Origin of the sequence: Akkermansia sp. N21169, from assembly GCF_029854675.1 — a bacterium.
Taxonomy (GTDB): domain Bacteria; phylum Verrucomicrobiota; class Verrucomicrobiia; order Verrucomicrobiales; family Akkermansiaceae; genus Akkermansia.
Window position 1 is genome coordinate 1 of record NZ_JARWNC010000031.1, and the last position, 13,180, is coordinate 13,180.

At 52.6% G+C, this 13,180-nt stretch carries 6 protein-coding genes; all 6 read right to left on the reverse strand.

What is annotated here, in order from left to right; translation table 11 throughout:
- Positions 1-221 precede the first annotated feature (221 nt).
- Positions 222-1,322: a DNA alkylation repair protein gene (locus QET40_RS03120; RefSeq protein WP_280125718.1), complete on the reverse strand. Its 1,101-nt coding sequence runs from the start codon at positions 1,320-1,322 to the stop codon at positions 222-224.
- A gap of 92 nt (positions 1,323-1,414) precedes the next feature.
- On the reverse strand, positions 1,415-2,806 hold the full coding sequence (locus tag QET40_RS03125) for an efflux transporter outer membrane subunit (RefSeq protein WP_280125719.1): 1,392 nt from the start codon (positions 2,804-2,806) through the stop codon (positions 1,415-1,417).
- Positions 2,803-5,925, reverse strand: coding sequence for an efflux RND transporter permease subunit (locus QET40_RS03130; RefSeq protein WP_280125720.1), 3,123 nt, complete (start codon positions 5,923-5,925; stop codon positions 2,803-2,805). Before QET40_RS03130 ends, QET40_RS03125 begins: the two co-directional genes overlap by 4 nt.
- 13 nt (positions 5,926-5,938) lie before the next feature.
- Entirely contained in the window at positions 5,939-9,043 is a 3,105-nt protein-coding gene (locus QET40_RS03135) for an MdtB/MuxB family multidrug efflux RND transporter permease subunit (protein ID WP_280125721.1), read from the reverse strand.
- A gap of 30 nt (positions 9,044-9,073) precedes the next feature.
- Positions 9,074-10,285, reverse strand: coding sequence for an efflux RND transporter periplasmic adaptor subunit (locus tag QET40_RS03140; protein ID WP_280125722.1), 1,212 nt, complete (start codon positions 10,283-10,285; stop codon positions 9,074-9,076).
- A gap of 143 nt (positions 10,286-10,428) precedes the next feature.
- The gene (locus QET40_RS03145) at positions 10,429-13,023 is read right to left on the reverse strand and encodes a hypothetical protein (RefSeq protein WP_280125723.1); all 2,595 of its coding nucleotides are present in this window, start codon (positions 13,021-13,023) and stop codon (positions 10,429-10,431) included.
- Positions 13,024-13,180 lie beyond the last annotated feature (157 nt).

Here is a 13,180-nt window from a genome sequence, read left to right on the forward strand (position 1 = left end):
GTCGTCGCCGGGATTGATCATGAAGCCCCGCCTTGTCACCATGCAAGGCGGGGCTTCTCTGTTTATACTCGAATCCTCATCCCCGCGAAATGTGACGAATGCAGAAAAATCGAAATGATCTCGGAAAAGGAATATTGACGGAGGATTATCGTGGAGGCTCTCCTGGCTTGCTAAGGCTGATGTGTACAGCAAAAAAAGGTTGCTGATATTTTTCCAAGAGGTTATTTGGTAAATACCTCAAAATCCAATGTACCTCGCTCGGTACCGTTCACAATAAGAGTAACCGAATGAGTACCGGGATAATGCTTTCTTGTGCTTGCATCTGCAAAGGAATGGTTTTTTGTATAAAATTTCTTCCCGTTTTCATTTAAAGAGATTTCGGATATTTGGAATATCTTTCGATTTCGTCTAGCATTTGCTTTCACGTAATCAATGCCATATTCCAGCCGTATCCTAGCTGCTTTTTTTGCGCCAATCGTAAAGGAAAAGGTCATATGTCCCCCAATGAAGACAGGAGCAACATCCAACACAAAGTCGTCAACATTCACACAAGCGGCATCTGCAAACCCCAGAATATCCAGCACATCCCTGTTGCCCTTTTTTAGGAGTGTTCTGCACCCGTGCTTGACAATCCAATCTGTATGCTTGTTTTGACCGTACCAATCCTTTGCTATTTTTACGACCAGATCAGGGTGTGTTTTGGAAATATCGTTCAGGTTGTTGGCCACGCTTTTACGGACATACAGTGAAGGATCGGCTTTAAGCTTCTCTAAAATACCAAGAATAGGAGACGGATCTTTTTTAAAGCTGGCTAATGCTTGTCCCCAGGGGAGTTGGGGCCGGCAACCCTCGCTGGCAAGCCTCCGGACGTGCTCATTGCCATGCCTGGCCCAAACGGCCATCTGCTGCATCATTCGTTTTTCATGGTTGATGATAAATGGCCTTACGGCAAATTCGGAAGATGAGGATGAGGTATACCTTTCCAATGCAGCTATTGACAAATCCCAATGACTCTCATCTTGACCATAGACTTCAACAAAATCCGGAAAGCATATTAAAGTGAAATCATTACATCCTGCAGGATAACTCTCAACGACTTTATCAATGATACCAAGCGCCTGTTCATAATCGGTTGGCAAATACTTTCCTAAATTGATGGCGATTTGACGCATTCGGGCTTTTAGTTCCAACGCATCCCATGTTTTATCCATAGTGGCGTCGATAAAATCGTTCACTTGAAACGAATGATATACGGTTTGAATGCGCAGGGCCAACTCGTGAAGAGACTCGTAATTATATTTGTTTTTTAGTAATTCCGGCATATATGCTTTCCTTCTTCAAATGGTGTTTCACCGGGAGAGTTATCCACGATTAATGGAATTGCCCATTCCGTTTCCGGAAGATTACAAGTTTCCTACCAAGTGCCTCCGAGAGCTCGAATGAGCTGAATCAGAGCGATATAGCGTGTGTTTCGTACTTCTGCGGCATTGCGCTCGTTAGTGAGGGTGATGGCTTGGACTGTGACGACGTCGAGGTAGTTGATTTTACCGGCACGGTATTGTTTGCTTGTTGTGTCTTCTGATTGGATGGCGGCTTTGAGGGCGGCTTCTTGGGCAGCGGCTTTGTCGTCTAGGAGATTCAGAGCGGCGAGGGAGTCTTCTACTTCGCGAATGCTGTTGAGAACTGTATTTTTGTAGTTGGCGACGGCTTCGTCATAGGCGGCTTCCGCTTCGCTGACAGCGGCGCGACGTGTTCCTCCGTCAAAGACGGGACCGATGAAGTCGGCTCCGATGGACCATCCGGTATTGGGTGAGCTTAGCCAGTTCCCGAAGCTGGTTTGCTGCAAGCGGGCATTGGAGGAAATGATGAAGGATGGGTAGAGGGCTGCGCGCGTTTCTCCTATTCTGGCATTTGCCGAGGCGACGGCGCGTTCCGCAGCAGCGACATCCGGTCGTCTTTGAAGGAGGGTGGTGGGTATGCCTGCGGGGATGTTGGGAAGGATTGCATCCCAGTTTGACTGCTGGGGCAGGGAGAAGGATGAAGCTGATTTGCCGAGGAGGACGGCAATGCTGTTTTCAAGCCGGTTTCGGGTAATATCGAGTTCGATCGCCTGGGCTTCGGTGGATTTCAGTTGGGTTTCAGCCTGCATGACGGCAGCCGGGCTGTCGACTCCTTGTTTGAATCGTACGCTTGTAACGTGGAGGGCCTGTCTGTAGCTCTCGATGGTTTTAGCGTAGAAATCGCGTTGGGTGTCAAGGATGCGGATTTCAAAATACGCTATGGCAAGCTGGGTTTGCATGCTCAATCGGACGGATTCGAGCTCTGCTTTGCTGGCATCGGTATTGGCTGCCGCTCCCGCGATGCGGCTGCGGATTTTTCCCCAGAGGTCTGCATCCCAAGAAGCGGCGGCTTGCAGGTCATAGTTATTGCTGATGTTACCAGAGTTTTTAGCGGAAGTACTGTGCGAGGATTGTGTGGTGAGGCCGGCATCTATCTGCGGCAGAAAGGAACCGGCTGTCTGGCGAAGGAGGGCTTCCGACTGTCGATAGCGGGCTTCGGCCATGACTATATCCAGATTTCCGGTGTTGAGTTCGTCCATGAGTTTGCTGAGGACGGGATCCTTGAAGATTTTCCACCAATTCCCGCGTTGGACATGGTCGCTGGGAGCGGGGGCGTGCCATTGTCCGATGTTTTTATAATGTACCGGCATGGATACTTCCGGGATACGATAGGGAGGAGCCACGCTGCAGGAAGGGTAGAGAAGCAGGATTCCGCAGAGAATGGTAATAAGGAGGCAGGTGTTCACGGGTGTATCTGTGGTTGGGCGGATGCCGGGGAATAAGGATGGCGCCGGGTGTTCCACCATCTCTGGAAATGTTCCATGTACAGGTAGACGACGGGCGTTGTATAGAGGGTCAGGAGCTGGCTGAGAATAAGTCCTCCGATGATGGCCATTCCGAGGGGTTGGCGCGTTTCGGCTCCATCTCCCCGGCTGATAACCAGGGGAACAGCTCCGAAGATAGCGGCCATGGTGGTCATGAGAATGGGACGGATACGCAGCATACATGCTTTGAGGATCGCTTCACGGGAAGACAAGCCCTCATTGCGTTCGGCTGCCAGGGCAAAGTCTACCATCATGATAGCGTTTTTTTTGACGATGCCAATCAGGAGGACGACTCCGATGAGAGCCATGACTGTGAATTCTGTCTTGAACAGAAGCAGGGCCAGCAAAGCCCCGACACCGGCGGACGGCAATGTGGAGAGTATGGTCAGGGGGTGGATGTAGCTTTCGTAAAGGATGCCCAAAACGATGTAGACGGCCAGGATGGCGGAGATAACCAGAATGATCTGACTAGAGGTGAGATCCTTGTAGGCTTTGGCGGTGCCCTGGAAGCTACCTCTCATGGTATCGGGAGGATTCATGGTTTGAACGAGGTTTTCGATAATGGGCGAGACATCGCTGAGAGCGTAGCCGGGTTTCAGGTTGAAGGAGATGGTGCCTGCTGCAAATTGGGACTGATGGTTGACCGAAAGAGGAGTAACGGATGAAACGGTTTCCGAGATGCTGCTGAGGGAGACGGATTGCCCGGCTTTATTGCGGACGTAGATGGATTTTAACGATGTGGGGTATTCAAGATAGTTTCCTTCCGCCTCCAGGACGACCCTATACTGGTTAAGAGGATTGTAAATGGTGGCGACTTGTCTTTGCCCGAAGGCACTGTTGAGAGCGGAGTTGATGGAGCGGAAGTCGATTCCCCATCGGGTGGAGGCATCCCGGTTGACGTCGAGGAATACTTCCTTGCCTTGGATTTGCTGGTCGCTGATGACGTCTGTGATGCCTTCAACGGATTTGAAGGCATCTTCAAGACGGGGCACCCATTCCCGGAGGTCATCGACATTGTCGGAGAGCAAGGTGTATTGGTAGAGTGAGTCGCTGGAGCGACCTCCGATGCGGATTTCCTGGGGGACGTTGACGTAGATCGGGCCTCCGGGGAGATTGATCGTGCTGTTCCGGATACGGGTGGCGATGTCGCGCGAAGAAGCCCGGTTCCGGCGTTCGTCCAAGGGTTTGAGGGCAACGAAGAAGCTTGCTCCTCCGGATCCTGTGGTGTGACCGGAGACTGTGGTGACATCGGGATCGTTATAGAGAATTTCGCCAAAGCGGATCAGATGGTCTTTGGCCGTTTGGAAAGAGGTATTCTGGTCAGGACGGATGGATGCTCGCAGGCGTCCCAGATCTTGTTCGGGGAAGAAGCCTTTGGGGATGATGTAGTAGAGGTAGCCGTTCAGTCCGATAACGAGGAAGAAGATCGTCATCATGATTCGCTTGTGAGCCAGGGCCAGTTTGAGGGAAGCTTCGTAGAGCGAGGTCAGGGTATTGCTGAATGTGGCTGCCGTTCGAGCCAGGGTGTTTTTCTGCGGCTCTTGCCGGGTTGGCTTATTCTTTTTCCCGCTCAGGAGGCGGGCGCACATCATGGGAGTTGTTGTAAGGGATATGACCATCGAGATTAGAACGGCTGCGGCCAGTGTGATGGAAAATTCCCGGAATAACCGTCCGATAATACCTTGCATCAGCAGGAGGGGAATGAAAACGGCCACGAGGGAGAGACTGATGGAGATGACGGTGAATCCGACTTCCCGGACACCTTTAAGCGAAGCTTGCAGAGGAGTGAGTCCGGTTTCGAGGTGACGGGAGATATTTTCCAAAACGACGATAGCATCGTCTACGACAAACCCCGTTGCGACAATGAGGGCCATCATGGATATTTGGTTGATGCTGTATCCACAGGCATACATGACGGCAAAGGTTCCCAGCAGCGACAGGGGAACGGTAACGGCCGGGACGAGGGTGGCCTTGATCTTTCTCAGGAAAAGGAAGACGACCAGGATGACCAGAGAGACGGAGAGGATCAATGACCGTTCCACTTCATGAAGGGCTCCTTTGATGGAAGGGGTCCGGTCCAGGGTCGGCTCAATGTTCATTTCTGCCGGGATGAGGGCTTTGAGTGCCGGGAGAGTGTCGTAAACGCGTTTGATCGTTTCGATGATATTGGCGTTACTCTCTCGGAAGAGTATGAGGATGATTGATTCGCGTCCGTTGCAAAGGCCGTAGTTACGGTCGTTTTCCATCGCATCGGTGACGGATGCGATGTCGCAGAGACGGATGGGTACTCCGTCCTTGTAGGCCACGATGAGAGGGGCGAATTCATCGGCGGTACTGAGTTTGTCGTTGGTGTAAATGCTCCATGAAAGATCTTCTCCATGGATGAACCCCTTGGGAATGGTGAGATTTGCAGTTGTCAGGGCTTTCCTGATGTCTTCGAAGTTCAGGTCGTATTTAGCGAGTGAGGCAGGGTTGACTCGAACCCGTACGGCAGGCAGGGAACCTCCTCCGATAGTGACTTCGCCTATGCCTTCGATCTGGGAGAGTTTTTGGGAAAGGAGAGTGGAGGCAACATCGTACATCCTGGCTCTGGACTGAGTATCGGAAGTGAGAGCGAGGATGAGGATGGGGGCGTCGGACGGGTTGACCTTTCGGTAGGTCGGGTTGTTAGGCATACCCGACGGCAGCATGGCACGGGAAGAGTTGATGGCAGCCTGGACTTCCCGGGCGGCTTGGTCGATGTTTTTGTCGAGGTCGAATTGGATGGTGATGTTCGAACGTCCAAGAGAACTGTAGGAGGTCATTTCCGAGATACCGGAGATGCGCCCTAAAGAACGTTCCAGCGGAGTGGCGACGGTTGCTGCCATGGTTTCCGGACTGGCTCCGGGGAAGTTGGCTCGTACATTGATAGTAGGGTAGTCTACTTCCGGCAGCGGAGCGATGGGCAGGAGATTGAATGCAACGAGTCCGAGGAGAGCCAGTCCCAGCGAAAGCAGGGTTGTTGCAACGGGCCTTTTGATAAAGATTTCCAGGAACTCCATGGCGCGGGGATGACTATTGGATAGTTTCCTGCTCCTGCGGGGCGGGACGGTTGTGGCGGGAACCAGTGAAGCGGTCGAAGAACAGATAGATGACGGGGGTGGTGAACAGTGTCAGCAACTGGCTGACGAGCAGTCCTCCGACCATGGCGATACCGAGGGGGCTTCTCAGTTCCGCCCCGACGCCACTGGACATCATCAGAGGAATAGCGGCGAACAGGGCGGCCATGGTTGTCATGAGAATGGGACGAAAACGCAGGATGCAGGCTTGGAAAATGGCATCCCGGGGAGAAAGTCCATGTCTTCGTTCAGCATCCAGGGCAAAGTCGATCATCATGATGGCGTTCTTTTTGACGATGCCGATCAAGAGGATAATGCCGATAATACCGATGATATCCAGGCCGCTTCCGCTGATGAACAGGGCAAACAAGGCTCCGACTCCGGCAGAAGGCAGGGTGGAGAGGATGGTAATGGGATGGATGTAACTTTCATAGAGCACGCCCAGGACAATGTACATCGTGACGACGGCGGCGATGATGAGCCACAGGGTGTTGCTTAGGGAAGCCTGGAAAGCCTGGGCGGAGCCTTCGAATTCGGAACGGATGGATGCCGGAAGACCGATATCGTTTTCAGCCTTTTTGATCGCTTCAACCGCTTCTCCCAAGGCGTAGCCGGGAGCGAGATTGAACGAGACGGTCGCACAGGGGAATTGACCTTTGCGATGGATGGCAAGGGACGCTTTTTTCTCGGTGATCCTGGCAATGTTGTTCAAGGGAACAGGTTGCCCGGAAGATGACGTGACGTAGATGTTGTTGAGAGAGCTTGGCGACATCCTGAAGTTTTTCCCGACTTCCAGAACGACTCTGTATTGGTTGGTCTGCGTGAAGATTGTCGAGACGAGACGTTGTCCGAAAGCATCGTAAAGGGCGTTGTCGACATCTGCCGTCGTGATGCCTAGGCGTGCGGCCTGATCGCTGTTGATTTCGACGAAGACTTGTCTGCCATCATTGTGGAAGTCATCCGCTACGTCCGATAACTCGGGCAGGGCATTGAGACTGTCGATGAGTTTGGGAACCCATTCTTCCAAGATTTCGGACTGCGGGCAGTCGAGAGTCATTTGAAACTGCGTACTGCTGACACGGTCTTCTACGGAGAGGTCCTGAACCGGCTGCATGAAGAGGGACATGTCTGTAATGCCCTCCGTTTTTTTCTGAATGCGCTGAATGATACCGGGGGCTCGCGAATGGCGCTTTTCAAGAGGTTTCAAGGTGATGAGCATGCGCCCCGTGTTCAGAGCGTTATTGTCTCCGTCAACTCCGATGAAGGACGATAGGCTTTGGACATCGGGATCTTCCAGAATGATGGCAGCCAGTTCCTGTTGTTTTTTTGCCATCGCCGAGAAGGAAATGTCTTCGGGTGCTTCGGTAATGGCTTGGATGATTCCCGTATCCTGTGTGGGGAAGAATCCTTTGGGAATGATTACATAGAGCCAGACGGTCATTAACAGGGTGATGGCGGCGACAGCCATGGTGGCTGTTTTGTGCCTGAGAACGACTTCCAGGATTTTCCCGTACAGGGAAATCATACCGTCGAACATAGCTCCCGTAGCCCGATAGAGACGGTTTTGGTTCCGTTGTTCCGAGGCGGGTTTCAGGAGTTTGGCAGACATCATCGGCGTCAGCGTCAGGGAAATAAAGCCGGAGATGAGAATGGCGATGGCGAGGGTGACGGAGAATTCCCGGAAGAGGCGGCCGACGACATCCTGCATGAAGAGCAGAGGAATCAGAACGGCAATGAGGGAGACCGTAAGCGAGATGATGGTAAATCCGATTTGTTTGGCTCCTTTTAAGGCTGCCTGCAGGGGGGATTCCCCTTTTTCCAGGTATCGGGCGATGTTTTCTACGACAACGATGGCATCGTCCACGACGAAACCGGTGGCAATGGTCAGGGCCATCAACGTCAAATTGTTCAGGCTGTAGTCCAGAAGGTACATAACGCCGAAGGTTCCTATCAGGGAAAGGGGTACGGCAAATCCGGGAATCAACGTTGCGGAAATATTCCTCAGGAAAAGGAAAACGACCAGAACGACGAGGATGACCGACATGATCAGTTCCTTCTGGACATCATGGACCGAGGCCCGGATGGTGACTGTCCGGTCACTTAGCTCGGTGACGTCGATATCTCCCGGAAGATTCTGTTGGAGAGTGGGGAGCAAGGCATGTATTTTGTCCACTACTTCAATGACGTTTGCCTCGGGTTGTCGCTGGATGTTAACGATAATAGCCGGAGTCGCATTGGCCCATCCCGCCTGGAATTCATTCTCCGGACCTTCAACGACGGTCGCGACATCGCGGATACGGATGGGGGCTCCATTTTTATAAGCAATGATCAGCTCCATGTATTCTTCCGCATTGCGGAGCTGGTCGTTGGCGTTGATCGTTGAACTCATGGTTGGTCCGTCGAAGCTGCCTTTTGCCTGGTTGAGATTGTTGTTGTCGATGGTGGTACGGACGTCTTCCAACGTCAACCCTTTGGATGCGAGGACGGTAGGATTGACTTGGATGCGTATGGCCTGGCGTTGTCCGCCACTGAGGGTAACGAGACCGACTCCGCTGATTTGGGAGAGTTTCTGCGCGAGGCGGGTATCGACGAAGTCCCTCATTTTAGGGAGAGGAAGGGATTCGGAGGTAATGGCCAGAGTCAGGATAGGGGCATCGGCAGGGTTGACCTTATTGTAAATGGGAGGATAGGGCAGGTCCTTGGGCAACATGGAGTCCGCCGCATTGATGGCGGCCTGTACCTGCTGTTCGGCGACGTCCATGGGGATATCCAGCCCGAATCGCAAGGTGACGGTGCTGGTTCCTCCTGAACTGGAGGATGTCATGCGCGTCAATCCGGGCATTTGTCCGAACTGGCGTTCTAGGGGGGCTGTGACTGCGGCGTTCATGACGTCCGGGCTTGCTCCGGGATACATCGTCAGGACCTGGATCGTGGGGTAATCCACCTGAGGGAGAGCGGATACAGGGAGTTGTTTATAAGCGATCAGGCCGGACAGTAGCAACGCTACCATGAGCAGCGTTGTTGCGATGGGGCGCAGAATGAACAGCCGTGAGAAGTTCATGGTTTCGGTGAAGAAATGCGGGATTTCCGGTTACTGGACGGAATCAGTCCGGGGTGTTTCTTCCCGTGCCTGGGCTTCTCGATCGATGGGGATGATATCCGTTCCGTCTCTCAGGCGGTCAAGCCCGTCGATGGCAACGCGTTCTCCTGCCTTGATGCCGTTGATGATGGCAATCATGTTATTCTTGGCGGGACCTGTGGTGACGGGGCGCATTTTCACCTTGTTTTCGTCGGTGATGATATAGACGAACTCCCCCGAGGTCCCCCTTCTGATGGCAATGTCACGGACGAGGGGGATATTTTCCAGTGTGTCGATCTTCAGTTTGATGTTGACGAACTGGTTGGGGAAGAGAATTCCCTCGGGATTGTCAAAAACGGCGCGGAGCTTTAGCATATCGCTGCCGGGATCGACCGCATTGTCGATTGTTTTTAGGAACCCGTCTGCGATCTTGTTTCTGTTGTCCCGGTCCCAGGCTTCAACTTCCAATTTTTGGCCGGCGCGTACCGGAGCTGTGATATCCGAGAGGTATTGTGATGGAACAGAGAAGAGGACGGAGATGGGATCTTCTTGTGTGATGGTCACGATTCCTTCCGCATCGGACGGACGGATGATGTTGCCGATGTCCACCTGCCGCAAACCGACGCGTCCGGTCAGGGGAGATGTGATCTTGGTATAGCCGAGTTCCAGTTTGGCTGCATCGACATTGCCTCTATCGGAGATGATAGCAGCCTCATACTGATTCTTCAGGGCTGCCTGGGTATCGACTTCCTGGCTGGCGATAGCGTTCTCCCGGAGCAGAGACTGATAGCGTTCCAAATCTCTTTGGGCATTGTCGAGCAAAGCTTTGTTTTTGGCAAGCTGGCCTTCAACCTGCATGAGCGCCGCCTCGTACGGTCTCGGGTCGAGTTCGGCTATGATCTGACCTTGCCGGACTATTGAACCTTCTTTGAAGTTTAGTTTCATGAGTTCGCCTTCCACCCGGCTTCGGACGGTGACTGTTTGCAGGGGAGTGACCGTTCCCAAGGCATCAATGAAGATATCGACATTGGCATTTTTGACGGTGAGATAACCAGTCGGTGTTTGCGGTTTGGCGATTTTCGGTTTTTCAATGGGTGTCATTTGGATGAACCCTGCAATGGTTTGCCTGCCTCCCGTCGTGAGTGCGAATCCGGCGACACAGGCCAGCAATACGAAGGAAATGGTTTTTTTCAAAGCGGAACGTCTTGATGGTGTAGCAGACATGGATGGAGAAGGGGGAAAAACGCAATCAAATAAGACATTTCGTGTATCGTCTATCAACCATTTTTCCGAAACTCCGTGACATTTTGAAATGTGCGGATGTTAGTGACGGAAATGGATCGAGACAGGAGGTAAGTGATAGAACGTCAAAATTCATTCCCATACGAGAGACCTTGTTCCAGAAAAAGGTAGGGGGGCTTTGGGACTCCGAATTTCGGTGTGACGATTTCGCCGCGCGCCTGAGCCTTTTCGTCTTTGTAGTCGCCGTAAAAGTTGGAATTCAAATCCATCCACAGAGTAATCCGGTAAAGGTCTGTTGGAGCGAGCTTCAGGTTTTTGTGCCCTTGTTGCAGGAAGGGCAGCAATTTAGAGGCCTGAGCTCCAACTTCGCCGGGTACTGAGTAGGTGAACTTGTTTTGGTTCCAATAGATGCCATTGCCTCCATGCCGGGTCCATGCCCATCTGTGGAGAGTCTCGTATCCATTGCTCCACCCGTGTCTGATGTCGGTACGTTGGGGTTCTCCCTGGGCATTTTGGGTGATGTAGAATGTGTCCCCGTCGAGACGCGGGGCCTTGGAGACATGTTTGCTGTGGCATCGGACGCAATTTTTATCCAGTACCGGTTGGACGAGCCTTGCGAATGTCATGGGATAGGAACCGTCCGGCTCGGGAGACAGGAGAGAGGGCTTTCTCCGAAGTGCCAGTGCAGTCCCCTGTCGCAGGCTTTTTGGTGCGGTGAACCGGTTTTCATGGCACCCCATGCAGGATAACCTTTCTCCGGAATGGGCGTAGGTGGATGACCTCATGGAGTGGATAGCCTGTTTGTTTTCATCCAGAAGCTGGAAGTAAACGTTGACATTGGTAGGCATGAGGAAGAAGGCGCTTCCGTCTTTTTCCACGGGAGCGATGCCGAGGCTTCCGCGCGCCAGGCTTTGATCTCCCATACCAATGTTCGGTTCATTGGCGAAGACATTGGATTTTGGAAACAGGTTGACGATGCGGATCCATTTTACCTTGACTCCGGGAGGTAGAGGGCGTTCCGTATCGTAAACGTTGAGGATAAATGTTTCTGCAATATTCGACGGAGCTTCTTCCGGCTTACGGGCATCTGCTGACTGAGTGGTCATGTCGGGGATGATTCCCGGGCGTTTGCGGGGAGTGAAAGGGATGGGATCGAGGCAGGGAACCTGGGCATCCTGCCAAAGAAGTTCCTTGTTGCCAAAACTGTCAACGAGGTATAGTCCGTAGTCATGACCGTCTCGGTCATAGACGCAGAGGTAGAAGTCTTCGCTCAATGGCCATGGAGTCCCGAAATGTTCGCCTCCGGAAGCCTGGCCTCTGTCGAATGGGTATCCGGGGCTTCTTTCGGCTTCCGGAAAATGAATTTCCGGAGTGATTCTTTTGACCTGTGACATAGCTCCATCATCGGGAATCGAGGGATCGACGAGAATCAGCGATCCATAGGCAATACCGTGATGAGGTGCGGCAACGGCGACGAGTTTATGACTGTCGGGGACGGAGCGATACCCCAATTCCGCCCAGGGGCGGTTTTCCCGTTTTTCGGCATAGTTGCCATGGAGGGCTCTCGGGTCTCTTCCATCCGGATAGCATTGCCACAGGTGATGAGCCCCGTCATCGTCACGATCGACATAGTCCCATCGGGTATAGGCGATCATGCCTTCATTGGTGACGCTGGGCTGCCATTCGTTGGTTTCGTGGAAACTAAGGGGGTAGGCGTCGGTACCGTCCGGTTTCATGGAGTGCAAGACACCTGCTCCGATCCACCTGGCTCCGCACCTTTGATTGGCTCCTTGTTCGTCGGAAATATAAACGATGCGGCCATTGGGGAGTTCGCATGGATCAATCGTATTGAAGTTGCCGTCGGTGAGTTGCCGGAGTTCTCCGTTTTTCAAATCCAGGCTGTAGATGTGGTATACCCTGTCCGGTTCCCAGAAGTAATGGTGGTAGTCTGGGGGACGCCGCATCAGGTCGTCGTAGGTTCCGAAATTGTGCGACCAGTCTTCTTTGCCTGTAACTGGGGTATGGACGGCCTGGGTCCAGGCAAAATAAAGTTTGTCCGCATCGTAGTTCAATTCCAGTGAGAGGAAAGAACCGTTTTTTAAGGGTTTCCCTTTGTTTTTTCCATGAGAGACCGGTGTTTCCCGTATCAGGGGGCGGGCAACGGGATGGGAGGAAAATGGCTGCTGCAGGATGAAAGGAGATCCTCCGGGCTTGGCATTGAATCCGAAGTATTGGTCGACGATATGGATTTCTCCTTGTCCCTGGCGTTGACTGTAATGGGTCAGGAAGACGATGGCGTCTAATTCTGCGAGCAAGGGATTACGGAAGGACAAGGCCCTTCTGATGGCACAAAGTTCTTTGAAGGATTGCAGCCTGCCTGTTCGTTCAACAGGTGGTGTGGCTGTTTGACGTCGCTCCCAGTCTTCTAGTTTCTGTTGGATTTTGCTGAGATCGTCGGAGTCGGTTTTACCTTGATGTTGTTGCAGGTATTTCAGCAGGGCTTTTGTCCGTCTAAGTACGATGTCGGATGGCGTTTTATCCGTAGTTCGGTAAACGGAGTCGGGGCGTAGGGCTTCCCGAGTTAGCCTTTCCAAATTGAAATGATTGCTGCCGATCCTGGTAATTTCCTGTTCGAGGTAAGAAAATTCTTCTTCCCAGTCCTGCTCGGGAGACTTGGAGGAAGGGACTCCTTCGGAGAGGAGACCCGGGATGTGCTCCATGTGTTCCTGAGGTATTTTTGCCGGGCATAAGGCAGCGAAGCTGCATGTCAGGACGATCCATGCCGAAACGAAGAATGGCTGATGTATGGTTTTCCTATTCACTCGTAAGAAACTACGCGTGAGAAGAGGTCTTTCTTTCAGGAATGCAATCGCCGCC

Excerpts from the sequence above, each read along its gene's own strand:
- QET40_RS03120 (WP_280125718.1), bottom strand. The coding sequence starts at position 1,322 with ATGCCGGAATTACTAAAAAACAAATATAATTACGAGTCTCTTCACGAG.
- QET40_RS03140 (WP_280125722.1), bottom strand. The coding sequence starts at position 10,285 with ATGTCTGCTACACCATCAAGACGTTCCGCTTTGAAAAAAACCATTTCC.
- QET40_RS03135 (WP_280125721.1), bottom strand. The coding sequence starts at position 9,043 with ATGAACTTCTCACGGCTGTTCATTCTGCGCCCCATCGCAACAACGCTG.
- QET40_RS03130 (WP_280125720.1), bottom strand. The coding sequence starts at position 5,925 with ATGGAGTTCCTGGAAATCTTTATCAAAAGGCCCGTTGCAACAACCCTG.
- QET40_RS03145 (WP_280125723.1), bottom strand. The coding sequence starts at position 13,023 with ATGGAGCACATCCCGGGTCTCCTCTCCGAAGGAGTCCCTTCCTCCAAG.